This window comes from Caloranaerobacter longqiensis, from assembly GCF_050286925.1.
Taxonomy (GTDB): Bacteria; Bacillota; Clostridia; order Tissierellales; family Thermohalobacteraceae; genus Caloranaerobacter.
Map to the genome: position 1 here is coordinate 55,985 of NZ_JBFWFX010000008.1, position 24,613 is coordinate 80,597.

At 27.1% G+C, this 24,613-nt stretch carries 28 protein-coding genes and 3 tRNA genes; 20 read left to right on the forward strand and 11 right to left on the reverse strand.

Features of this window, described 5'->3' with window-relative positions; all coding sequences use genetic code 11:
* Positions 1-85: 85 nt before the first annotated feature.
* The 3 genes from AB4Y15_RS08415 to AB4Y15_RS08425 all read left to right on the forward strand — a co-directional run bounded on the left by AB4Y15_RS08415 (position 86) and on the right by AB4Y15_RS08425 (position 2,687).
* Positions 86-1,381: a bifunctional folylpolyglutamate synthase/dihydrofolate synthase gene (locus tag AB4Y15_RS08415; RefSeq protein WP_427339698.1), complete on the forward strand. Its 1,296-nt coding sequence runs from the start codon at positions 86-88 to the stop codon at positions 1,379-1,381.
* Positions 1,382-1,439: 58 nt separating this feature from the next.
* Complete coding sequence (locus AB4Y15_RS08420; protein WP_427339699.1) at positions 1,440-1,664, forward strand: hypothetical protein; 225 nt, start codon at positions 1,440-1,442, stop codon at positions 1,662-1,664.
* Between the two features lie 90 nt (positions 1,665-1,754).
* Positions 1,755-2,687, forward strand: a complete 933-nt coding sequence (locus tag AB4Y15_RS08425; RefSeq protein WP_427339701.1) for a YncE family protein — start codon at positions 1,755-1,757, stop codon at positions 2,685-2,687.
* Between the two features lie 40 nt (positions 2,688-2,727).
* Here AB4Y15_RS08425 and AB4Y15_RS08430 read toward each other — a convergent pair whose 3' ends face one another.
* Positions 2,728-3,273 carry a DUF4364 family protein gene (locus AB4Y15_RS08430; RefSeq protein ID WP_427339703.1) on the reverse strand — a complete coding sequence of 182 codons (546 nt, stop codon included), beginning with the start codon at positions 3,271-3,273 and terminating at the stop codon, positions 2,728-2,730.
* Positions 3,274-3,408: 135 nt separating this feature from the next.
* On the reverse strand, positions 3,409-3,612 hold the full coding sequence (locus AB4Y15_RS08435) for an alpha/beta-type small acid-soluble spore protein (RefSeq protein WP_427339705.1): 204 nt from the start codon (positions 3,610-3,612) through the stop codon (positions 3,409-3,411).
* 248 nt (positions 3,613-3,860) lie between these two features.
* Between AB4Y15_RS08435 and AB4Y15_RS08440 the strand changes: the two genes are divergently transcribed.
* Complete coding sequence (locus tag AB4Y15_RS08440) at positions 3,861-4,556, forward strand: 4Fe-4S double cluster binding domain-containing protein (RefSeq protein ID WP_427339707.1); 696 nt, start codon at positions 3,861-3,863, stop codon at positions 4,554-4,556.
* 25 nt (positions 4,557-4,581) lie between these two features.
* Here the strand turns inward: AB4Y15_RS08440 and AB4Y15_RS08445 are convergent, their stop codons facing one another.
* The gene (locus AB4Y15_RS08445) at positions 4,582-4,770 is read right to left on the reverse strand and encodes a hypothetical protein (protein WP_427339709.1); all 189 of its coding nucleotides are present in this window, start codon (positions 4,768-4,770) and stop codon (positions 4,582-4,584) included.
* 346 nt (positions 4,771-5,116) lie between these two features.
* Here AB4Y15_RS08445 and AB4Y15_RS08450 point away from each other — a divergent pair, with 346 nt between their 5' ends.
* Positions 5,117-6,277 carry a polysaccharide deacetylase family protein gene (locus tag AB4Y15_RS08450; RefSeq protein WP_427339710.1) on the forward strand — a complete coding sequence of 387 codons (1,161 nt, stop codon included), beginning with the start codon at positions 5,117-5,119 and terminating at the stop codon, positions 6,275-6,277.
* 35 nt (positions 6,278-6,312) lie between these two features.
* Here the strand turns inward: AB4Y15_RS08450 and AB4Y15_RS08455 are convergent, their stop codons facing one another.
* Together AB4Y15_RS08455 and AB4Y15_RS08460 are read right to left on the reverse strand one after the other, a co-directional pair.
* A complete protein-coding gene (locus AB4Y15_RS08455) occupies positions 6,313-6,993 on the reverse strand; it encodes a single-stranded DNA-binding protein (RefSeq protein ID WP_427339712.1) in 681 nt (226 codons plus the stop codon).
* 506 nt (positions 6,994-7,499) lie between these two features.
* A complete protein-coding gene (locus AB4Y15_RS08460; protein WP_427339714.1) occupies positions 7,500-8,297 on the reverse strand; it encodes a Mur ligase family protein in 798 nt (265 codons plus the stop codon).
* Between the two features lie 248 nt (positions 8,298-8,545).
* On the opposite strand from AB4Y15_RS08460, the gene AB4Y15_RS08465 reads away from it, so the two are divergent.
* Positions 8,546-8,710, forward strand: a complete 165-nt coding sequence (locus AB4Y15_RS08465; RefSeq protein ID WP_427339716.1) for a small, acid-soluble spore protein, alpha/beta type — start codon at positions 8,546-8,548, stop codon at positions 8,708-8,710.
* A 74-nt stretch (positions 8,711-8,784) separates the two neighbouring features.
* Here the strand turns inward: AB4Y15_RS08465 and pdaB are convergent, their stop codons facing one another.
* Positions 8,785-9,555, reverse strand: coding sequence for a polysaccharide deacetylase family sporulation protein PdaB (gene pdaB, locus AB4Y15_RS08470; protein ID WP_427339717.1), 771 nt, complete (start codon positions 9,553-9,555; stop codon positions 8,785-8,787).
* Between the two features lie 103 nt (positions 9,556-9,658).
* On the opposite strand from pdaB, the gene AB4Y15_RS08475 reads away from it, so the two are divergent.
* The gene (locus AB4Y15_RS08475; protein ID WP_427339718.1) at positions 9,659-10,612 is read left to right on the forward strand and encodes a Na/Pi cotransporter family protein; all 954 of its coding nucleotides are present in this window, start codon (positions 9,659-9,661) and stop codon (positions 10,610-10,612) included.
* Positions 10,613-10,940: 328 nt separating this feature from the next.
* Entirely contained in the window at positions 10,941-12,965 is a 2,025-nt protein-coding gene (locus tag AB4Y15_RS08480; protein WP_427339720.1) for an N-6 DNA methylase family protein, read from the forward strand.
* On the opposite strand, the gene AB4Y15_RS08485 is transcribed toward AB4Y15_RS08480, so the two are convergent.
* On the reverse strand, positions 12,942-13,112 hold the full coding sequence (locus tag AB4Y15_RS08485) for a hypothetical protein (RefSeq protein ID WP_427339722.1): 171 nt from the start codon (positions 13,110-13,112) through the stop codon (positions 12,942-12,944). The genes AB4Y15_RS08480 and AB4Y15_RS08485 overlap by 24 nt on opposite strands.
* 297 nt (positions 13,113-13,409) lie before the next feature.
* Between AB4Y15_RS08485 and hpt the strand changes: the two genes are divergently transcribed.
* Positions 13,410-13,931, forward strand: coding sequence for a hypoxanthine phosphoribosyltransferase (gene hpt / locus AB4Y15_RS08490; protein WP_427339724.1), 522 nt, complete (start codon positions 13,410-13,412; stop codon positions 13,929-13,931).
* 27 nt (positions 13,932-13,958) lie between these two features.
* Here hpt and dapD read toward each other — a convergent pair whose 3' ends face one another.
* The 4 genes from dapD to AB4Y15_RS08510 are packed head-to-tail and all read right to left on the reverse strand — an operon-like array spanning position 13,959 to position 17,411.
* The gene (gene dapD / locus AB4Y15_RS08495) at positions 13,959-14,693 is read right to left on the reverse strand and encodes a 2,3,4,5-tetrahydropyridine-2,6-dicarboxylate N-acetyltransferase (RefSeq protein WP_427339726.1); all 735 of its coding nucleotides are present in this window, start codon (positions 14,691-14,693) and stop codon (positions 13,959-13,961) included.
* Positions 14,694-14,732: 39 nt separating this feature from the next.
* Positions 14,733-15,488, reverse strand: coding sequence for a 4-hydroxy-tetrahydrodipicolinate reductase (gene dapB, locus AB4Y15_RS08500; protein WP_427339728.1), 756 nt, complete (start codon positions 15,486-15,488; stop codon positions 14,733-14,735).
* A 5-nt stretch (positions 15,489-15,493) separates the two neighbouring features.
* Positions 15,494-16,381: a 4-hydroxy-tetrahydrodipicolinate synthase gene (gene dapA / locus AB4Y15_RS08505; RefSeq protein ID WP_427339730.1), complete on the reverse strand. Its 888-nt coding sequence runs from the start codon at positions 16,379-16,381 to the stop codon at positions 15,494-15,496.
* A gap of 37 nt (positions 16,382-16,418) precedes the next feature.
* Positions 16,419-17,411, reverse strand: a complete 993-nt coding sequence (locus tag AB4Y15_RS08510) for an aspartate-semialdehyde dehydrogenase (RefSeq protein ID WP_427339732.1) — start codon at positions 17,409-17,411, stop codon at positions 16,419-16,421.
* 179 nt (positions 17,412-17,590) lie between these two features.
* On the opposite strand from AB4Y15_RS08510, the gene AB4Y15_RS08515 reads away from it, so the two are divergent.
* The 11 genes from AB4Y15_RS08515 to ytxC all read left to right on the forward strand — a co-directional run bounded on the left by AB4Y15_RS08515 (position 17,591) and on the right by ytxC (position 24,603).
* Complete coding sequence (locus tag AB4Y15_RS08515) at positions 17,591-18,742, forward strand: M20 metallopeptidase family protein (RefSeq protein ID WP_427339734.1); 1,152 nt, start codon at positions 17,591-17,593, stop codon at positions 18,740-18,742.
* Between the two features lie 18 nt (positions 18,743-18,760).
* Positions 18,761-19,699, forward strand: coding sequence for a CPBP family glutamic-type intramembrane protease (locus tag AB4Y15_RS08520; RefSeq protein ID WP_427339736.1), 939 nt, complete (start codon positions 18,761-18,763; stop codon positions 19,697-19,699).
* Between the two features lie 239 nt (positions 19,700-19,938).
* Entirely contained in the window at positions 19,939-20,145 is a 207-nt protein-coding gene (locus AB4Y15_RS08525; RefSeq protein WP_427339737.1) for an alpha/beta-type small acid-soluble spore protein, read from the forward strand.
* A 33-nt stretch (positions 20,146-20,178) separates the two neighbouring features.
* A complete protein-coding gene (locus AB4Y15_RS08530; protein WP_427339738.1) occupies positions 20,179-20,916 on the forward strand; it encodes a class I SAM-dependent DNA methyltransferase in 738 nt (245 codons plus the stop codon).
* 129 nt (positions 20,917-21,045) lie between these two features.
* On the forward strand, positions 21,046-21,246 hold the full coding sequence (locus tag AB4Y15_RS08535; RefSeq protein ID WP_035164535.1) for a cold-shock protein: 201 nt from the start codon (positions 21,046-21,048) through the stop codon (positions 21,244-21,246).
* Between the two features lie 181 nt (positions 21,247-21,427).
* The gene (hslO, locus tag AB4Y15_RS08540; RefSeq protein ID WP_427339740.1) at positions 21,428-22,321 is read left to right on the forward strand and encodes an Hsp33 family molecular chaperone HslO; all 894 of its coding nucleotides are present in this window, start codon (positions 21,428-21,430) and stop codon (positions 22,319-22,321) included.
* A gap of 115 nt (positions 22,322-22,436) precedes the next feature.
* Positions 22,437-22,512 (forward strand) — tRNA-Phe (locus AB4Y15_RS08545).
* Positions 22,513-22,524: 12 nt separating this feature from the next.
* Positions 22,525-22,599, forward strand: a tRNA-Gly gene (locus tag AB4Y15_RS08550).
* A gap of 5 nt (positions 22,600-22,604) precedes the next feature.
* A tRNA-Cys gene (locus tag AB4Y15_RS08555) sits at positions 22,605-22,679 on the forward strand.
* Between the two features lie 184 nt (positions 22,680-22,863).
* On the forward strand, positions 22,864-23,610 hold the full coding sequence (locus AB4Y15_RS08560; RefSeq protein WP_427339741.1) for a DUF6873 family GME fold protein: 747 nt from the start codon (positions 22,864-22,866) through the stop codon (positions 23,608-23,610).
* A gap of 72 nt (positions 23,611-23,682) precedes the next feature.
* Entirely contained in the window at positions 23,683-24,603 is a 921-nt protein-coding gene (gene ytxC, locus AB4Y15_RS08565) for a sporulation protein YtxC (protein WP_427339743.1), read from the forward strand.
* The last annotated feature ends 10 nt before the right edge of the window (positions 24,604-24,613 follow it).

Sequence of the window (24,613 nt, forward strand, 5' to 3'; positions counted from 1 at the left end):
TTTTCAATCATTATATTTATTTAGTTTGTATCCTAAGCTTTTTTTAATGAGTTCTATTTTCTCGATAATATTGAGGAGTGAGATGATGAACTATAAAGAGGCATTAGAGTATATTCATGGTACAAGAAAATTTGGAAGCAAATTAGGACTTGAAAATATAAGGATTTTACTTGATTTATTGGGTAATCCTCATAAAGGTTTAAAAATAATACATGTAGCTGGAACTAATGGTAAAGGTTCAACTTCATCTTATATTTCGACTATATTAACTGAATCTGGCTATAAAGTAGGATTATTTACTTCACCATATTTAGAGAGATTTACAGAAAGAATTAGAATAAATGGTAAAGAGATTGAACATGAAAGGTTAGCTCAAGTTACTTCAAAAGTTAAAGAGAAAGTTGAAGAAATGGTAAAAAAAGGTTATAACCATCCTACTGAATTTGAAATAGTGACTGCAATAGCTTTTGTTTATTATAAAGAAGAAAAAGTTGATTTTGTAGTGCTTGAAGTTGGATTAGGTGGAAGATATGATTCTACTAATATTATTGAAAATCCATTGGTTTCGGTTTTAACTCCAATTTCATTAGATCACAAAGATATACTTGGAGATACTATAGAAAAAATTGCCTGGGAAAAGGCAGGGATAATAAAAGAAAATGGACTCGTTGTAAGTCATCCTCAAGTAGATGAAGCACAAAAAGTTATTGAGAATGTTGTTAAGGATAAGAATGGCAAGCTTATAATAGCACCTGTTGAAGATGTAGAAGTGATTGAATGTACAGGATTAGGTAGCAAATTCAATTTTAAATTTAATGGAAAGACTTTTGAAAATCTTAAGATTAATCTTATAGGAGAGCATCAAATAAATAATGCTTGTGTAGCTTTAACAGTTATACTTACTTTATTGGAAAATAAATATATAGATATTGATGAAGATTGTATCAGGAGAGGATTATTGAAAACTGAGTGGAAAGGCAGATTAGAAATATTAAGACGTAATCCGACATTTATTATAGACGGTGCTCATAATTTAGCAGGAGCAAATTCTTTAAAAAAGTCTATAAAGGAACTTTTTAAATATAATAAATTAATTCTAGGTATTGGAATACTTAGTGATAAAGAGGTTAATAGTATATTGGATGAACTAGTTCATCTAGCAGATGAAATTATTATTACAGAGGCAAATAATCCAAGAAAACTTGAGGCCGAAAAATTAGCAGACATTATTAAAAAGTTTAACAAGAAATATTTAATTGAAAAAGATATAGAGAAAGCTGTAAATAAAGCTTTAGATATGGCAGAAGAAGATGATTTAATATTATTTTCAGGTTCTTTATATTTAATTGGTGATGTCAGAAAAATTATTATGAATGATTAGTTATTATTTTTCTCCCATTGAATAAAATATATATATATATTCAAATGGGAGGTCGGTTATGTCTGAAATAGGGTACAAACCATATAAAGATTTAGAAGATTATGTTTTACTGGAAGAAGCTTATTCGAGAATGGAAAAACTGAGGCTTTTATCATCATTAAATGATGAAGAAAAATACTGGGAAGAAGCTAATGAGTTTAACGAACTAATTATTGAGATAAAAAGAAGGAATATAACAATTGATAAAGAAGTATGGATTAAAAAAATAATAATTGATATATAGCTATAATTTAATTAATCACCTCTATTCACCCTTATTATTAAATGTGCATAAACTGATATAAGGGCGAGCAAGACAGAGGTGATTATTTTTATGAAGAAGAAACTTATTGTAGCTAATGCTGAGAATGATACATTGACCTTGGTAGATTTAGAAAATAAATATGAAATAGAAAACATATTTCTCAATAATATTTGTAGAAGTAAGGAACGAGTTAATATTTCAAGTATAAACAGACCATATATAGGACCTCATCATATTATTAGAGGTAGCAATGATTCAATAATATATACTGCTAATTCATATGATAATAGTATTTTTAAGGTAGATATAAACAAAAAAACAGTTATAGATACTGTTTATGTGGGAAGCTGTCCAAAACATTTGGAATTGTTAAATGGATGTATATTTGTTACAAATACAGATTCAAATTCAATATCGGTAATAGATGAAAAGGACTTTATATTATTAGAAAATATACCTGTAGGTGAGAAACCTCATGATATTAAAATAAATAATAGTAAAAATCGAATTTATGTAGCTAATAGTAGTGGTTATAGTTTAAGTGTAATCTACTTAGATAGTAATAAAATAGATAAAATTAGACTTAGGTTTAATCCTTTCCATATTATGATAAATAAGAATAAAATATATATATTATGTCCACAGTCAAATGGAATGTATCAAAGCATAATACAAATATTAGATATAAAAGATAATGTATTACTTACAGAATTAGAAGTAGAAGGCGTAATTTTAGATATGGTTGTTATAGAGAATACAGATATATTATATACTACTAATGCCCTTGATGGTTTTCTCTATAAAATTAATATTGAGAAGAAAAATGTACTTGAAAAATATTATTTAGGAGGAATGCCTAATTGTATGCTTTACAATGGTGATAATTTATTATTTATTTCAGATGCTTTAAAAAATTGTGTTACTGTATTCGACTATAAAAAAGGTAAAATAATAAGAAATATATCAGTAGGGTTAGAGCCTAATGGATTGATTTTAATATGATAGAAAGAAAATAGACAGGAACTTAATCCTGCCTATTTATTTAAATCGAAGATTTTGTTTCTATTAATAAATCTAATATTTTTTTATAGATTTCTTGAGGATTTTCTTTCCAGTTATTACAAATGAGTTTTGCTTGTTTATTTGAAACTACATTCAGAGACATATTAAATAGAGTAATGTCTTTTTCTATGACTTTTAGATTAACAATATACTCTGAATCATTCTTTTTATAGTAGTTACCAATAATCTGAGTTTTTTTAATCATTTCCTCTTTTTTATTTTTATAATTATTATCAATTTCAAGTTTTATTTTTTCTGGTATTCTATCTATGAAGTAATTAAGAGTATTTTTACCTTGCTCTGTGATATGGTAGTATTCACTGCCATCTTTTGTAGTTATTTCAATAAATTTTGAAGATACTAGCTCGCTTAAAAATTGTTGCACCATAAAATAATTGACCATATAATTGTTTTCAAGAACAAATTGAGTAATTTCAGAATTTGTCATTGGAAATTCTACAATATCTAATATGTATAGAAGCAAAAGCTTGTGTTGTGCTAATTCTTTAGTATTTTCGACAAACATAATGCCACCTCTTTTTTCTAGATATGTGATTATTAATTTTGTTTATTGATTTCACACATCTTTAAATAAATTATATTAAAATTATAACATATAAAAAGGAGAAGTGGCAAAGATACCACTTCTCCTTTTTATGATTTATTTTCCAGACATTTGTCTTTCAGCTTGCTCAATTAGCCTTTTAACCATATATCCACCAACATAACCATTTTGTCTAGAAGTTAAATTTCCTTTATCTATACTATTATAATTAGATAAACCTAATTCATTAGCTATTTCTACTTTCATTTGCTCAAGGGCTTGTTTAGCTTCTGGAACAACAACTCTGTTTCCTCTAGCCAATTTTTTTCCCTCCCAAATAGATTTATTACCAACATCTTATTTGATGTTGTATTATTAATATAACCTTTTTTTTATTTTTATATCCATGAAAATATTAAAAATTGGTATATTTTATTCAATTTATTCATATAATTAATACTTTAGGAAAAAAATAATTTAATGGTTGATAGTTAATAGACTAATAACTATTGACTAATAGTTGTTGGTTGTTATAATAAATTTAGCGTTGAAAAAGAGAGGAGAATTATATGAATTTAACTTTTAGAGAAAAGATAATAGAAAAAGCGATTAGTATGGGTGCTTCTAAAGTTGGATTTGCTAAATTAGAAAATTTTTTACCCGATAATTTTTCTCATTTAAAATCAGGTATTTCTATTATTGTTAGATTATCGGATCAGATAATGAATGATGTAGTAGATAAACCTACTCATACTTATTTTCATCATTATAGAACAGTAAATTTTTTAATAGACCAAATTACTTTAGCTATAACAAATATGATTCAAAATGAAGGATATCTTGCTATGGCAATACCAGCTTCTCAGACTGTTAAAACAGAAACAGATGCATATACGGGCATTTTTCAACATAAAACTGTTGCAACTTTAGCAGGTTTAGGATGGATAGGTAAAAATGCTTGTTTAGTAACAGAAGAATTTGGACCAAGAATAAGATTGGGAACTGTATTAACAAATATGGTTTTTCCATATGATGAGCCGATTAAAAACTCAAAATGTGGAGATTGTAATATTTGTGTAACGAAATGTCCTGCTCTGGCTTTGAAAGGAAATAATTGGCATCAAGGTGTCGATAGAGAGGCTTTAGTTGATGCATTTGCATGTAGTACTTATATGAGTGAACAATACAAAGATATAGGTAGAGGCTCGGTATGTGGTTTATGTATTTCAAGTTGTCCAAGAGGAACAAAAGTTATTAGGACATAATTAACGGCCTTTAATAGGCCGTATTTTAAGTTAGTTTTCTTTTTATAGGAGTCTTTACATCTTTCCTAGTACCATGCTGATGTTTACTTTCAAGTTGAGCTTTTTGCGATTCAGCTTCTCTATAGAAATGCCTTTCGTCATTTGTTATTGTTATAGCAGAGTATTCTGTTTGTTTCCCTTTAATATTAGTAAAAGTACTTTTTCTTATAGACAATAAAAATACCTCCTTTTTATAACCCATAGGAAATTATATACATTATTAATTTGCCGATAATTAAAATATAATTTCCGTAATGGATTTCATCAAAATCTTCATTAGTTTATTTAAATAGAGGATTTTGATTTAATCTTTAAAAAATTTTGTAATTAGTCAAAAAGAAATTTAATTGAGAACTAATTAGATTATAGTTTCAGTTAATAGGATATGTTATAATTAAATAAAATCTATATTTATATTTTAACCATGTGAGAAAACATAATACTTCAAATTTTTTCTGTTTAAAGTTTTAAAATGTTTTAGACATATTTGTAAATTGGAAAGATATGTAGGAGGAGATATATTGAAAAAATTAATAAATATAACAGGAATGGTAGTGATTGTACTTTTGCTTTTGATTGGATGTAATAAAACAGAAGAGATAGCTAATAGTGAAATATCAGTTGTTGATGAAGGTGCTAATAAGGTAGAAGAAACAGATGATATTATGGATAAAAAAGATAATAAAAAAGATAATAAAGAAGATAATAAAGAAGATAATAAAGAAGATAATAAGCCAGAGAATCCTTTTGAAAAAATAGATTTGTCGAAAAAGCCAAATGAAGCAGGACAAATAATGATACTTATGTATCATAATATTGGTAAAAAGGAAAGTGAATGGGTTAGAACGGTTGAGAATTTTAAAAGGGATTTAAAGGTATTATATGAAAAAGGATATAGACCTATAAGTCTTAAAGATTTTGTAAACAATAATATAGATATTGAGGCTGGTTATACACCTGTAGTCATTACTTTTGATGATGGTAATAAAAACAATTTTAATATAATTTTAAAAGATGGTGAAAAAATAATTGATCCTAATTGTGCAGTAGGTATTTTGGAAGAGTTTCATGAAAAGCATCCTGATTTTCCTTTAAAGGCAACATTTTTTACATTTGGGGAAAATCCTTTTAGGCAAAAAGAATTTGTAGAGTATAAGCTTAAATATCTGATTGAAAAGGGGTTAGATATAGGCAATCATACAATTGGGCATAATAACTTTACTAATTTAAATTCTAGCAGTATACAAAGGGTGATTGCTGAAAATGTTAAGTTTTTAAATAGCATTTTAAAAGATTATGAAGTGAATACTTTAGCTCTTCCATACGGAAGTAGGCCTAAAAATAAAGAAAATGAAGTTTATTTAAGAAAAGGTGAGTATAATGGAACTAGCTATAATAATATAGCTATATTAAATGTAGGATGGAAACCTTCATATTCACCAATAGATAAGAGATTTAATCCTTATTCATTACCAAGAGTTAGGGCAAGTGAAATTAAAGTTGATAATGTAGGCCTTTATAATTGGCTAGAATATTTTGATAAATTTCCTGAAAAAAGATTTATTAGTGATGGTAATCCAGATATTATCACTGTGCCTAAAAAATTTGAGGATATTGTAGATAAAGATAAATTGAATGGTAAGTTGCTTTATATTTATGAAGAAAATGAAGAAAAGGAGTAAAATTTACTCCTTTTTTTTCATGCTTTTAAACCATTCTAAACAGATTCAGCTTTTAATTTACTTTCTCTATTATTATCATCTTTTAGATATTCCATCTTTGATATAGAAACTTCATATGCAACTTTATTTAATACTTCACCATCTGGAAGTTTCTTTTGGTATTCTCTACTTTGAATTCTTCCCCATAATCTGATATGATCACCAACTCTTAATTTTTCAGAAAACCTTGCATTTCTCCCCCAAGCAATACAAGGTATGTAATCCGATTTGTTATAAGGTCTATTTACTGCAATAAGCAAATCAGTGATTTCTCTACCAAATGGTGTAGTTCTATATACAGGTTGTTTGCAAATATAGCCATCTAAGAAGATTTCATTTGGTTTACGTTTAAGTTCTGAAAGCTTTTCATCATCATTAGGTAAGTAAACATCTCTTGCAAAAACTGTCAATAGAAGTCTATTGTTTCCGTCTGAATACCTATTATAAGATCTTAATTGACCTTCAATTACAAGTTCTACACCTGGTTTCAATTCTATTCCAACAAAAAGTCTTTCAGAAATAGTAACTGGCAATACATCTGAATTTTCACTTAGTCTAGGAACTTTAATATAGAATGTATAAAAACCTTCTCCGTACATTTGATGACTGAATTCAAGTTCAGTAACTATTTTTCCAACTATTGTTACAAAATTAGTTTGAATAACCTTATCAACCATTTGCTTCCCACTCCCCTTTATATCTTACGTTTTTTGGACTAATCTACAACTATAATATTCACTATAAATTAATAATATGAATACTTTTGTTTCTACTGGTACGATATTTTTTCTTAAGTAATTGAAAATAAGGTTAAAATTATGAATTCAAAATTCCTTATATTATATTTGACAAATAATAAAAAAATCCTTCAAAATTCCCAAAAAATATATATTATTCTTTCAAATAGCATGTCAAACTTTTGACAAGCTCGTGGTTGTTAGCTATCAGCCTGCTCTTTATAGATGTAATATTTGAGCTTTTAGTTTTTTCTAAATTCTTTTGCATGAACGTTATTCTCATAAATATTTTATTTTGTCTACAGCCTGATTTTATTATTTATAATCTATAAAAAAATATATACCTTATTAAAGCATGGATAATTTAATAAGGTATATATTTTCCGTTTATGGATATAGGAAAATCATACTTATAATTTATTTAAATCGAAGATTTAGTTCTAATTTTATTTTATGCCATTAAACAAAACAAGCGATTTTTTTATAATCTCAACATTTATATTCAAACATAAAGCTACTGCTATTGATGCTAAAGCATTATAAATATTATGTTCTCCTAAAAGTTTTAAAGTAATAGGAAATTCTAATGTATCTATGTCTATTCCTTGAATTGTAGTAAGGCTTCTTTGCAGACAAACGACAAGATTAATATGCTCCTTTATCGAAATACTTGAGGCAGTTAAACTTGCTTTATTATTCAAACCATATGTAACAACCAAAGCTTTACTATTGCCCTCTATTAATTTCAAAGCATTACTGTCATCTATATTAATTATAGCTATTTTACCTTTATCAAGTTCATGAAATAGTTTTTTTTGCATTTTCAAAAAATCTTTACTATTTCTATAACAATCTAAATACTCATTTTCAATACTTGTATGCACTGCAATATCAAATTTAAAATCATGTATTTTATTAAAATCTAATATATAAGAAGAAACTTCCATAATAACTATCTGAACTCTATTTTTTATCATCTTGTCCAAAATATATCGAATCTTTTCAACTTTTAAATCATTAGTAGTATGTATCAATTCATTGCAAAACTTTATATAATTTGAACTAATTATCCCTGTTTTTAACCCTGCATGTTTTAAAACATGTTCAATTAGGCTAATAGTTGTTTTACTTTTCATTCCTGTAACTCCTATAAAAAATACATTTTCATGAATAAAATTATAGTAATCTTCCTTAGTTTCTTTTAAATTACTTATTATATTTTTTGCATTTATATTATTTGCCATAAGTTACTCTCCTTTAAAAAATTAAATATATATTCTATGTTTTACTTTAATTAATCTTTTTATGTATTACAGCTTCTACGTTCATTTGTATTAATAATGAACAAAATCTTCTATTTGAATAAATTAGGTAGATTTTGACATTTTCATTACGGAAATTATATTCAAAATTATCAACAGTTTAATATGAAATATAATTTCCTATGAATTATAAAAAAATTTCTGGATAAAATAATGTTGAGGTGATATATATGAAAAACAATAAAATCTCTGAAAATGCAAGAAAAGCTTTTGAAAATTTTAAAGAAGAAATTGCAAAAGAAATGGGAATTGATACTACTAAAGCAGGTAAAAATGTAGTAAAAAAAATTAAAGAAAACTTTGAAAAAAGCTTCTCTGACTTAGGAAGATCATAAAGATGTATTTTGAAAATGATATTCATAAAAAAATTTAGAAAAACTAAATATGGTGGCATAAATGCCACCATAAATTAATTTTTTCTTTTCATTTGTCTTCCAGTATTATCTATATAATAATTCTCTTTATAGATTAATTCTGAAATCGGTACTATTTTGTATCCTTTAGCTTGAAGTTTTTCTATTATAATTGGCAAATACTTAGTAACATACTTAGCATTATTATGAAACAATACTATAGAACCTTTTTTTACATTTCTCAAAACACGATCTACTACTGGTTCAACACCTAATTCTTTCCAATCTAAAGAATCAACATCCCATTGAATTACATAATACCCATTATCCCTGCAAGTTTTAATGAGTCTATCATTATAATCACCAAATGGTGGCCTAAAAAGGATGGTTCTTTGTCCTGTAATTTTTTTTATTTTATCTTCTGTTTTCTTCAATTCTTCAATAATCTGAGTTTGACTAAGTTTAGTCATATGAGGATGATTTGTAGAATGATTGCCTATCTCATGTCCTCTTCTAGCTATTTCCTTAACCATATCAGGATATCTGTCAACCCAAAATCCTACAAGGAAAAATGTTGTTTTTACATTATATTTATCTAAAATATCTAGAATTTGCTTTGAATACTGATCGCCCCATGCAGCATCAAAACTTATTGCTATTTTCATTTCATTAGTATCAACAGAATAAATAGGTAGTTCTTTTTTTACTGAAAATACACTAATAATTTCATCTTTATTAATACTTGTATAAACTAATGAACTTGTAACTAAAAATATAACAAGAACTATTTTTATTATTCTATTTTTATCCAGTAAAAATATTTTCAAACTATTCCCTCCTTAAATCTTTAATAATTTATACTTTAACCTATCTAATATTACATATATATTAACTGTAATAATATTTTAGTAATCTAATTGGAGGGAATAAATGAAATTATTAAAAGAAATACATTATATAATAATTTTATTAAGTATTTCTGGAGGTATATTATTATTTCTTTTAGGTATAAAAATAATTTCTACTTCATTTGAAAAAATAGTTTCAGAAAAGCTTAAGGTTAAGCTATATAAATTGACAAATAACAAGATGATAGGTGTATTGCTAGGAGTAGTAGTAACTGGATTGCTTCAAAGCAGTAGTGCTACAACTTTGTTAGTTATTAGTCTTGTTCACAGTAATTTGATAAACATTTATAATGCTGTACCTATAATTATGGGAGCAAATATTGGTACAACTATAACAGCACAAATCGTTGCAATAGAAATTAAAAACTATGCAGTGTATCTTTTATTAGCTGGAATTATTATTATGCCTTTTTTAAAAAAAGAATCAACTAAAATAATACCTAAACTATTAATAGGTATTTCTTTAATATTTCTAGGTATAGATATTATTTCAAACAGTATAGCTTCAACAAACAGTACAAAAAAACTTTCTTTATTAGTAGAAAATATTGGTACAAATGATATTTTAGGTATATTTTCAGGATTTCTTATAACAGCAATTATTCACAGTAGCAGTACTGGAATTGCTATCCTTCAGATTATGGCATCATCTCATATTATATCAGTTAGAACTTCTATTCCTATTATATTAGGACAAAATATAGGTACCTGTATAGATACTTTAATAGGAAGTTTAGCGACTAATCGTACTGGCAAACAAGCTGCTTTTGTCCATATAATATTCAATATTAGCGGAGTCATTATCTTCTATTTTTTTATAAATTATCTCTATAATTTTGTCAGTCTAATTTCACCAGGTAATCCATCCAGACAAATTGCAAATGCTCATACACTTTTTAACGTAATAACTACATTACTACTCTTACCCTTTTCATCAATTCTTGTCAATATATCAAGAAAAATAATAAAAGAGTAAATATTACTCTTTTAAGATTGTAGGCAAAGTAAGGGAGAATTCTTTTAAATTCAAAAAGGATTCTTCGTTTTTATGTAGAATATATATAGTAAGAAAAATAGAAATGCAGGAGGGGAAATTTGTGGCATATTGGTGAATACATAGATGAATCAAAAGCTTTATCATTAGAGATATTTATAACAGAGAGGACAATAAAGCTACACTTAATCTGATATGAAAAATTGATCCAAATTCAATATACTCTCAATAAAATACTGTTAGAATTAAGGGAAATAAAAGAAATACTTACTAAATTCGATTTTGAAAGATAGTAGTGAGGGATAAAAATATGAAAAAATTAATTAAAATACTAGAAAAAATGCTGGATTTTTATAATGGAGAAATAAATGAAGATTTGTTAGAAGATATGATTTTGAACTCATTAATATTGCTCATTCTAGAAGAGTTAAATGCTGCAAAACTATTTTTAAAAGAGTCAGAAATTAAAAATATAAAGAATCATGATATATATAAAATGTTGAAAAGAGATATGACAAAGGAAATTATTAAAAGTGATTATGTGATTCCGATAGCTTATGAGTATATCATAAGTAGAAAAGAGAAAAAAGAGAAGTATAGTATTTATTATACTCCTGAATGGCTTGTTAATTATATGGTTGATAGAGTTATTACACAATATATAAAGCAAAGAAATAATATAGATAACTTAAAAATTCTTGAGCCAGCATGTGGAAGTGGAATGTTCCTTTTATATATTTTTGATGTATTTTATAAGTGGTATAAGGAAAAAACTAATTTGTCGAGTTTAGAGATTGTTAAAAGAGTTGTAGAAAATATTTTATATGGAATTGATATTGATGGAAAAGGTATATACTTATGTAAAATTAGTTTACAAATTAAAGTTTATAAGTTAATAAGGGAGAAAATAGACTTAAAATTTAATTTGTATAATGTAGATTTTCTCAAAAGTAATTATATTGATAATTATAAATTTAGTTGTGTTATAGGTAATCCACCTTATTTAGAAAATAGAAGAATAAATAAATACTATAATAAAGATTATTTAAAAAACAATTTTTTAACAGCAGTCGGACGATTTGACATATATTCGCTTTTTATAGAAAAGGCTATAAAAATGCTTTGTGATGATGGATATTTAGCTTTCATAACCCCAGGTAATATATTGTCTAATAACAATTTTACACCCATAAGAAAAATAATACTTGATAAAACTGAAATTAAAGAAATTGTCAATCTTGGAAGTAATATTTTTGATAAAGTAGATATGAATATGGCCATTATTTTCGCTAAAAAAAGTCAGAATAATTTGAAAAGAAACAAAATTCTTTGCAAAAATCTAAAAGATAGTTTTAATATAAAAAAAGATATATTTAAAAATAATTATAAAATAATAGACCAAGCGTATTATTATAATAATCTTAATTATGTTTTTGATATTGAATCATCTAAAGAAACATTTGAATTAAGACAAAGAATTTATAGCACAAACCCTTATAAGATAAATGATTTGTGTGAAATTGTTGCAGGAATTGCTACTGGTAATATAAGAAATAAGCTATTAACTTATGATGGAAATAAAAAAGGTGCTAGAAAAGTTTTAACAGGAAGAGATATTAAGCCATATTATTATAACTGGTCTGGACTTTATGTAATAACAGATAAATCAATAATTAATAAAGAATTGGGAGAATATGCTACATTTATGAGAGAAGAATTTGTGTTTAATCCTAAAATACTTATAAGGCAAACAGCAGATAGATTTATATGTGCATACGATGAACAAAAATACTATATTTTAAATACATTATATTCATTAATAGTAAGGAAACAATATAGAAAAGATGTGTTTATAAAGTTTATATTAGCTTTGTTAAATTCAAAATTATATAGTTTTCTCTATAGGTCGTTAATAATGGAAGAAGGCAAGTTATTTCCGCAATTAAAGATATTTCATGTTCAGCAAAGTCCTTTTAAATTAATTTCATTATCTAAACAAGAAGAGTATGTTTTATTGATAGATAATATAATTTCATTAAAAAAACAGCTATTCGAAAATACGTATAACGAATATGACAGATATATAAAACAGATAGAAATTGAATATTTAGTTTATAAACTAGATAGATTAGTATATAATCTATTTAACTTATCAAATTATGAAATTGAAGAAATAGAGAGAAAAATGGGAAAATCTCCGTTAATTTACAGCAAAAATGATTTAACTGATATAAATAATGCATTAAAAGAATTAAATAAATGTAATGACGTAATAAAAATATCAAAAAAATACAAAATACATCCTTCAGTTTTACTTAACAGAAATTTTTTTTAAGAAATCTTTTTTGTATTTAGTATGTCTAATATATTCTTCTTCAGTAATTACTCCATTAGTTTTCATTTTATCGAATATATTAATAAAGTCAATACAAAGTTCTGCAAGTTGTTTTTCAATGTCTTTAGATTCACTTATATATTTCATGACATAGCCTCCATAATCAATTTAATTTGTTATTCATTATATTCAATGACTTTATCAGTTATCACTTGGGTCAAGAAAATAATAATGTGAATAATCTTATAAAATAACTCACCTACAACATTCTATCTTATTCTACAAAAAGTATCAAAATCCTTCTTGAAAATAAATTTTTCGCAAATTTAAACGACAATTTTTGAATAAAATAAAAATTTTATATTATATTAGTTTAAAATATTGACAAAATTCAACATATAAATTAGAATAAGTCTTATTAAAACAGAAAAGGGGTTGAGTTTCTTGGAAAAGAAATGGAAAGTTCTAATTTCTGAAGAAGAGATTAAAGCTAAAATTAAAGAACTAGGAAAGAAAATTAGTGATGATTATAAAGACAAGAAACTTTTAGTAATATCCTTGTTAAAAGGAAGTTTTATATTTACTGCTGATCTAGTTAGATGTATTGAAGTTCCTACTCGTATTGAATTTATGACTACATCTAGTTATGGTCATGGGAAAGAAAGTTCAGGTAAAGTAGATATACTTAGTGATTTGAATATAAGTTTAGAGGGATACGATGTATTAATAGTTGATGATATAATGGATTCAGGACTTACAATGAAAGTCATTAAAGAATATTTACAGTCAAAGAATCCTAATTCTGTGAAGTCATGTGTTTTATTAGACAAACCTGAAAGAAGAAAAGTAGATATTACACCAGATTATATTGGTTTTACAATACCTGATGTTTTTGTTGTCGGATATGGTTTAAATTATGGTGATTATTATAGAAATGTGCCTCATGTATTTACTTTTGATGACTAAAGAGCAGTCGTTAGACTGCCCTTTTTTTTATCCTCTCAAATCTTCAAGTATTTTTACTTTATCAATAGTTTTTTCATCTTTTTCTTTAATAACTCTTGCAGGTATACCTGCTACTACTGTATTAGGAGGAACATCTTTTGTTACAACTGAACCGGCTGCTACTACTGCTCCCTTTCCTATTTTAACTCCTTCTAAAATTACAGCATTAGCACCTATTAAGACATCATCTTCAACAATTACTGGTGTTTTACTAGGCGGTTCAAGTACACCAGCTATTACAGCTCCTGCACCTACATGTACATTTTTGCCTATTATACCTCTTGCCCCTACAACAGCATTCATATCAATCATGGAATTTTCACCGATTTCGGCACCAATATTGATTACTGCTCCCATCATAATTACAGCGTTTTTCCCTATGTATACTTTATCTCTGATTATAGCTCCTGGTTCAATCCTTGCTTGAAGGTTTTTAGTATCTAAAAGAGGAATTGCAGAATTACGTCTATCTGATTCAATGTGGTAATCTTGAATATATTCTTTGTATTTTTCTAAAATAGGTAATATCTCTTCATAATCACAGAATACAATTCTAAAATTATCATCTCCAAAGTTTTTTAAGTTACTAAAATCAATTTTATTCATATCACCTTTTAAAAAAGCTTTTACAGGTGTAACTTTTTTTGCTTCTTTAATGAACTTAGCTATTTCATAAGGATTTGTTAAATTGAATTTTGATGTTTTTTCATTTGCATTACTCATTAGTTTCCAATCCTTTCTATATATTTTTTCTATATATTTTTAAGTTATTACTAAGTCATCCATAGAATAAAGGCCTTTGTCTTTATTTACTATAAATTTTGCTGCTTTAATAGCTCCTATAGCAAAAATATTTTTTGACATTGCTGTGTGTTTTATTTCTATTATTTCATCTAAACCGGCAAAAATTACAGAATGTTCTCCTACGATAGTACCTCCTCTTATTGCATGAATTCCGATTTCATTTTTACTTCTCTTTTCTTTTTTTGTATATCTTCCAAATACATATTCTTTAGAATTATTTAACTCTTCATTAATTTTGTTAGCTATCATATAAGCTGTTCCGCTTGGAGCATCTATTTTATTATTATGATGTTTTTCTATAATTTCTATGTCAAATGATTCTGCTAATATTCTAGCTGCTTCTCTAACAAGTTTAATTAGAACATTTATCCCTAAAGACATATTGGCAGAATAGAATATAGGTATTTTTTTAGATGATTTTTCTATATCTTTATAATCTTTATTAGAAAAACCGGTTGTTGCAATAACAATTGGCAGATTTTTTTCCATGCAATAGTCTAACAAGCCAGGAAGATAGTAAGGATTTGAAAAATCAATTACTACATCAGCTTCTCCTTTGAATTCAAAAATATCTTTATAAACAGGATATTTGTTTTTATATTTATTTGGAGTTCTGTCAATACCAGCCACTATTTCTAAATCAGGGTCATTTTCAATTTGTTTTGTAAGAACCTGACCCATTTTACCATTACATCCATTAATAATTATTTTCATAAAAATTACCCCCTTGGAGATAGACCGTAGTTTTCCATTTCTTTGATTAGTTTTTGCAGATTATCTTCAGACATAGTAGTAAGTGGCAATCTTAATTCACCTACATCCATTCCTAGAAGATTCATTGCAGTTTTGACTGGTATTGGATTTGTTTCTATAAATAATGCATCTATTAATCCTTTCATTTTTAGTTGAAGTTTTCTTGCATTATCGATATCTCCATTAAGGTAATACATAACCATATCATGAGTATCTTTAGGTAAGATGTTAGCTACTACAGAAATTACTCCTTTTCCCCCAAGGGATAATAAAGGTACTACCATATCATCATTTCCCGAATAAATATAGAAATCTTCAGGACATAATCTAGCGATTTCTGCAACTTGACTTATGTTGCCACTAGCTTCTTTTACAGCTTTAATATTTGGATGTTCTGAAAGCTTAGCTAATGTATTAGGTTTAATGTTTAAGCCGGTTCTTCCCGGAACATTATATACTATAATAGGAATATTTACTTCATTAGCAATAGCTAAATAATGCTCGATTAAACCTTTTTGTGTAGTTTTATTATAGTATGGAGTAACAATTAAAAGTCCATCTACTCCGACATTTTCAGCGTAAACGCTAAGTTCAATTGCATGTTTAGTGTTATTGCTGCCTGTACCAGCTATAACAGGTATTCTTTTATTAACTTTTTCAACTGTAAATTTTATTGTCTGTTTTTGTTCTTCATCAGTCATAGTTGAAGCTTCTCCTGTAGTACCACATATAATTATTGCATCTGTATTATTATCAATGTGCCATTCTATCAATTCTTCAAGTTTGTCAAAATCAATCTGACCATTTTTATAAGGTGTAACTAAAGCAACACCAGAGCCTGTGAATAAAGTCATAAAATCCCCCCTAAATATTAATTTTAATTTACTAACATTAAAGTTGATTGATAAGTAATTCTGCGATTTGTACTGTGTTTGTAGCTGCTCCCTTTCTAATATTGTCAGCAACTACCCATAAGTTAATACCATTTTCAACACTAAAGTCCCTTCTTATTCTACCTACATATACTTCATCTGTTCCTTCAGCATTTATAGGCATAGGATAAATATTATTACTTACATCATCTTGTATAATTACTCCTTTTGCACTTTTGAGTATTTCATAAATTTCATCTAAATCAAATGAGTTTTCGAATTCTAAGTTAACTGATACACTATGTCCATATCTTACTGGTATTCTGACAGTAGTAGCTGTAATTTTTAAGTTATAATCATTCAATATTTTCTTGGTTTCTTCTATCATTTTCATTTCTTCCTTAGTATAACCATTTTCTAGAAATACATCAATGTGTGGTAAGCAGTTAAATGCGATAGGATGAGGATATTTTTTAGGTTCTTTGCCTTCAAGCCCCATATCTAAATCTTTAATTCCGCCTAAACCAGAGCCTGAAACTGCTTGATAAGTAGAATACACAATTCTCTTTATTTTAAAAGCATCATGTAGTGGCTTTAGTGGTACTACACATTGTATAGTTGAACAATTTGGATTGGCAATAATTCCTTGATGCCAACTTATGTCATCTGGATTTACTTCAGGGACTATTAGAGGAACTTCTTTGTGCATTCTCCAAGCGCTACTATTATCTACTACGATAACACCTTTTTCCTTAGCTATAGGTGCGAATTTTTTACTAACTTCACTACCTGCAGAAAATAATGCTATATCTATATCCTCATTGAAAGAATCTTCTGTTAGTTCTTGAACAGTGTATTCTTTACCTTTAAATTTAAGTTTAGTACCTTTAGATTTAGATGAAGCAAATAAGTAAAGATTTTTTACTGGGAAATTTCTTTCTTCTAATATTTTAATAAAAGTTCTTCCAACCATGCCTGTTGCGCCTACTATGGCAATGTTAAATTTTTTCATAAATAATCACCTCTAAAAATAGATTTACAAAATAATAATGTAAAATGCGAAAAGAAAGAGTGTTATTATTATAATATTATTTTATAATATATTAAGTGCTTAATAAATAGAACTATTTGAATTGAATGAATAAAAAATATAAAATGGTTATAAAAAGATATAGTATATGGAGGGATAACATGTCAAATAAATTAAGCACAATTGGTGAAGAAATGAAGACAATAAGGAGGGATTTGCACAAAATACCAGAAGTTGGGCTCAATGAGCATAAGACTTCTAAATATATAATAGAAAAACTTAAAAAATATGGATATACCATTGAGAGAGTTGCTGGAACTGGTGTAGTAGCTTATAAAAAAGGGAGAACTTTAAAAAAAGCAATAGCATTTAGAGCAGATATGGATGGACTTAGAGTTAATGAACAAACAGGTGTGAGTTATTCTTCAAAAGAAAATGGAATGATGCATGCCTGTGGTCATGATGGTCATATGGCAATTTTATTAGGGTTAGCAAGTTATTTATCGGATTTTGAGCTTGATAGAGATATAGTACTTTTGTTTCAACCAGCTGAAGAGGGGCCAGGAGGAGCTGAGATAATTGTAAAAGAAGGTATTTTAAAGAAATACAATGTAGAATACATTTTTGGACTTCATATATTACCTGATTTAGAGCAAGGTAAAATAGGGATAACACCAGGGCCAATGATGGCACAAACTGGAGAGTTTGATATTAAAATTACATCTAAGGGTGGGCATGGAGCAATGCCACATACGGCTATAGACAGCATATATATTGCATCTCAATTGATAAATAGTTATCAAAGTATAATTAGTAGGAATATTGAACCTATTGAGGGATGTGTGTTAACGATAGGTAAAATTGAAGGTGGAAGAGCGAGAAATATTATTGCTGATAATGTTAGATTAGAAGGTACAATAAGAGCATTTAGTACAGAAGTATATAATAAAATCAAACAGAGAATGGTAGAAATCAATTTTGGATTAGAAAAAATGTTTGATGTCAATATTAATATGGAAATAAAGGATATGTATCCACCAGTCGTAAATGACTATAAACTGTTCGAGATTTTTAAGGATATGTTTAAAGATACTATTGAAATAATTAAACCTATGATGATTTCTGAGGATTTTTCATATTATCAAAGGGAAATACCAGGGCTTTTCTTTATGTTGGGTTCAAGAAATGAAAAAAAAGGATACATACATCCTTTACACAGTTGTTATTTTAATTTTGATGAGGAGATTTTAAAAATAGGATTAGATACTTATTTAAAAATATGTAAATATTTTGGTGTTATAAGTGATTATTAATATTAAGGGGGTTAATTAATGGATAATGAATTGAATGTTGAATCAAAACTGACTATTTTAGGAATTAATTTATTCTATTTGTCAATAGGTATAATTTTACTTGTAATAGGTTCATTAGTACAGAGTTGGGATATTTATAAAGGATTGATAATTACAGAATATATTATTATTTTACTGCCTGTATTGATATATTTAAAGGTTAAAAGACAATCGTTAAAGGAAATACTTAGACTTAATAAACTTTCTTTAAAACAGATATTGTTAATACCTATAATAGTAATTTTGTCATATCCGATTGGTGCATTTTTGAATTCGATTGTTATGATTTTTTTAAGTTTTTTTGGAGAAGTTAAACCTATACCTATACCAATTCCAAATAATGAAATAGAACTATTAAAAGGTTTTTTTGTTGTAGCATTATCAGCTGGTATTTGCGAAGAAGTAATGTTTAGAGGATTAATAATGAAAGGATATGAAAATTTAGGAAAGTGGAAAGCTATTATTTTTTCTGCTGTTTTATTTGGATTTTTTCATTTTAATATACAGAATTTATTAGGGCCGATTTTTTTAGGTTTATTATTCGGATATATAGTTTATAAAACGGATTCACTTTTTGCATCTATGTTGGCTCATTTTACAAATAATGCTTTTGCTTTATTTCTAGCTTTTATTGTAAATAGATTTGATACAAGTAGTAATATACAGAACAATGTATCCTTAAACATATCATATACTAAAATTTTAATTTACGGGGCAATTTTTCTTGGAGCTATTTCGTTAGTTACTGGAATTATAGCTGTTATGCTTCTTAAAGAACTGCCAGGATCAGATAAATATACGAGTCTTTCTATAAAAGAAAAAAATAAAGATGTGTTAACTTTGAGTGAAAGTGTACCTTTAGTTGTGTTTTTGATAGTATATATTGTAATTAACATTTTGAAATTCAAGGGCTACTAAAAATGAATACAAAAAAGATTTAAGGACCTACTTGGGGGGAGTAGGTCCTTATTTAATAAAAATTTATATAAAAGGGGGAGTGGGAAAGTAGTACTTTTTCCGACAACGACAAGTTTAACATTTTTATAAATATAAATCAAGAGGAAATATTAAAGTTTTAATTTTCAAAAAATTATTTGGAATACATTTAGAATATTATTCAAAGATATCTACATAATAGATATTGAGGAGGGTTTGTGATGAGTAAAACGAAAAAGAAGAAAGAAGTAGAAACTTTAGAGGATAAATTAAAATATGAAATAGCTAAAGAATTGGGATTATTAGAGAAAATAAAGAAAGTTGGTTGGGCTGGTTTAACAGCAAAGGAAACAGGTAGAATAGGAGGGATGATTACAGTAAAAAAGAAATTAATGAAATGTAAGCTAGAAAAGCAGAAAGAATTGTAATACAATATATCTATGGTTGAAAGGGGGATATATATGCATAGTTATAAAGATTTTGCATATTTATATGATAAGTTGATGGAAGATGTTGATTACAAGGAATGGTTTGAGTATATATTGAAAATATTAAAAAGACTAGAAATTGTTCCTAAAAAGGTTCTTGAACTTGCTTGTGGGACAGGGAACTTTACTAGATATTTATGTGATAATGGTTATGATGTTACTTGTTTTGACTTATCAGAAGATATGCTTTCTGTAGCATATGACAAGCTTAATATGTATGGAAATGTAACAATTTTAAAACAAGATATGCGTTTGTTTGATTTCAATAAGAAATTTAATATGGTTATTAGTGTTTGTGATGGGATTAATTATATTACTGTATATGAAGATTTAGTAAATGTTTTTAAAAGAGTTAATTTACATCTTGAAGAGAAAGGTGTTTTTATTTTTGATATAAGTTCTTATTATAAGCTTCATGAAATAATAGGTAATAATACCTTTGTTGAAGAAAAAGATGATATTTTTTATGTATGGGAAAATTATTTTGATGAACATAATAATATATGTGAGTTATATCTTACTTTTTTTGTGAAGCAAGGTAGTAAGTACATTAGATTTGATGAAAGTCATATACAGAAAGCATATTCGGTGGATGAAATAGTAAATGCATTAAGAGAAGCTGGGTTTAAAAATGTCGATTATTATGAGAGTTTTACATTTAATAAGCCTAGTGATAAGAGCGAGAGGATACATTTTATTGTAAGAAAATGATTTTTTGGTGAAATTTATCAAAATAAAACCTATTTTATTTGACAATATGATATTTTTGTGTTAGAATTAATATGATGTTATTATACATATAACATCTGTAATTTATTTTGTATTGGAGGAATGTTTTTAATGGAAAAAGGTACAGTTAAATGGTTCAATTCAACTAAGGGTTATGGATTCATCACAAGAGATAATGGGGGAGATGTATTCGTACATTACTCAGCTATCAATACTGATGGGTTCAAAACTCTTGAAGAAGGACAAAAAGTTGAATTTGAGGTAGTGCAAGGAGAAAAAGGACCTCAAGCTACTAATGTTACTAAACTATAATAAATAGTTTCTTAACATTGTAGCAAGTAAGCCCCTGATTAGGGGCTTTTTTGATTTTTGATATTTCAAATAACGAAGATGTATTTTTTGGTTGACATTTGCTAATTATTAAAATTAATATATAGAATGAATTGGTATTTAATAATATATTTTAAATGGTGTTAGAAAGGGATGAAGTTTTATGAAAGATTATATTGTAAGAGCGATTGATAAAAAAAGGAGCATAAGAGTTTTCATTGCAACAACTACTAATATGGTTGAAAAAGCAAGGCAAATACATAAAACCACACCTACAGCTACAGCAGCTTTAGGTAGGGTTTTGACTGCCGCTTCAATAATGGGTATTATGCTTAAAGGAGATAAAGATAAAGTATCACTTCATATAAAAGGAAATGGACCTATAAAATCTATTTTAGCAGTAGCAAATAGTAAAGGAGAAGTTAAAGGATATATCAGCAATCCTAATGTGGATATGCCGTTAAGAGAGGATGGCAAACTTAATGTGGGTATGGCTGTTGGTAGAGAAGGAAAGATTATAGTGATTAAAGACTTAGGATTAAGAGAACCTTATATAGGTCAGTCTAGCCTTGTAACTGGTGAAATTGCAGAAGATTTAACACATTATTTTGCATATTCAGAGCAGCAGCCTTCTGCAGTAGCATTAGGTGTACTTGTTGATAGAGATTTAAGTGTAAAATCTTCTGGAGGGTTTATTTTACAAGTATTACCTGATGCATCTGATGAAATTATTACAAAGTTAGAACATAAATTAAACAATATTGAACCGATATCAGCATTAATAGATAGAGGTTATACACCGGAAGATATTTTAGATCATATTTTTGGTGAATTTGAAATGGAAATTTTAGAAAAAAAAGATATTGACTTTGTTTGCGACTGTTCAAGAGAAAGATTAGAAGAAGCTCTTGTTAGTGTTGGAAAAGAGGAATTAGAAAAGATAATTGAAGAAGATGGTAAAGCAGAGTTAGTTTGTCATTTCTGCAATACGAAGTACCATTTTGACAAGCAAGATTTAGAGAGATTATTAAAGGAAGCACAAAAAAGTGAAATTTAATTTAATAATAAAAATTATAAAAAACTATTGACTTTAGAAAAGAAATGTTGTATACTAACTCATGTCGCTAAGGTAATACCCACTAGCATGGTTTGTAGCTTGGTATTCTCAGGATGCCCAGATAGCTCAGTCGGTAGAGCAGGGGACTGAAAATCCCCGTGTCGGTGGTTCGATTCCGCCTCTGGGCACCAAAAATTAAATAAGCGGAAGTGGCTCAGTGGTAGAGCATCGCCTTGCCAAGGCGAGGGTCGCGGGTTCGAGTCCCGTCTTCCGCTCCATATGTGGCGGCATAGCCAAGTGGTAAGGCAGAGGACTGCAAATCCTTTATTCCCCAGTTCGAATCTGGGTGCCGCCTCCAGAAGAAGACTCCCGTTTTTGGGAGTCTATTTTTTTAGTCAATAGAAAAATAGTTTTTCAGAAATCTATAAATATTTTAGATAAAATGATATTCTAAATAAAATGGTTAAAATTAATAGTTAATAGATAATAGTCAGTAGTTATTTGATTAACAACTATTAAATAAAAATAACTGGAGGTATATGATGACAAAAAATCCATTTATACCCGTCAGAAAAGCGAAAGCAGTTATTGTAGATGGAAGAGTGCATGAAGATATAATAAATGCGTTGACAAAACTTAATATTCGTGTAATTAAAACTATTAAATGTGAAGAACTATATGATGCTGTATCATATCATCCTGATATTGTAATACATCCAATAGATTATCAAACTTTTATTGTAGCTCCAAATGTTTACGATTATTACAAAGATATGTTTAAAAACACGCCTCTTAAATTGATTAAAGGTGAGAGAAAACTTAAGAGAAACTATCCTGAAAACATTGCATATAATGTAGCAAGAGTTTCTCATTATGCTATACACAATTTCAAATATACAGATGAAAAACTTAAATATTATTTAGAAAAAATGGGTATAGAATTTATAAATGTAAAACAGGGATATTCTAAGTGTTCAATTTGTATAGTATCAGATAATGCAATAATAACTTCTGATCCTTCAATCTATAAAGAGTGTAAGAAATACTTTATTGATACATTGTTTATAAATAGTGGATATATCGATTTGCCTGGTTTAGATTATGGATTTATAGGTGGTGCAACAGGATTTATCAGTGATATACAGTTAGCTTTTACAGGAGAATATCAGCATCATCCAAATTTTTTAGACATTAATGCTTTTTTAAAAAAATACGGAAAGAAACCAGTTATACTCAGTAACAAAAAAATAATAGATATAGGTTCAATTATTCCTTTAGTATACAATTAATGTAATTATGAAAAATGCATATAGCAATATTAAAAACATATACTACTAGTACATCAGAAAGGAGTGACATTTTTGAATTTGCTAATTATAGGATTTAAAGAGAATTTAGAGAAAATAATTGAAATATTAAATAAGCAATTATATTTTTTTGAAAGGGAAAAAATTCATATAGATAAAAAAATAGAAAAAATAGGTGATATAAATTTTATAACATATTTTATTAAAAATGGTAAAGATATCAAATATAAAAATATAAAAAATATTTTCAACTATTATATTGCGGAGGCAATAACAGACATAGTAATTAATATTTATCAAGAAAAGATAATAGATAGGTTGATATATGAGAAATATTACTATTTAAGTTTAGAAGATAAAAAAATAATAAAATCTAGAGTTGGCGATTACCTTAACAGAAATGAGTATGTGCTTCAAGAAGGTATAATGCCTCAAATAAGTAAAAAGGCAAAAATATTGAAAATTGTAATGGATTTTTTAGATGAAAATGATAAGTTAATAATAGATGGCTTGATAAATTTTAGACTTAAATTTTTTACAGAATTAGTTGATGAAGCATTAGAGAAAAATGTAGAGGATTTCTTTGTTGAAAAGGAATATAGAGAGTTTATTCGAGTGTTACAATATTTCGTTGAACTACAAGAGTCTAAAGTTGACCTAGTTAATATAATATTTAAGAGTGATGGAACTTATCAATTATTTGATAAAAAAATGAATTTAATTGATAATGATATTTTTCAGGAGCTTGCAGAAGAAATTTCAGAAAGTGAAATGAATTATGATGATTTACTTATTAGTTCATTAATAACTATTGCGCCAAAGAAGATAATAATTCATATAGAAAAAAGTATTCAAGATAGAGAAATAATAAAAGTAATAAAGAATGTTTTTCAGAATAAGGTATCGGTTTGCCCAGGGTGTAGATTATGTTTGAAAGAAAAAGATAATAAAATAAAAATCGAGAAGGAAAAATAATACTTCCAAG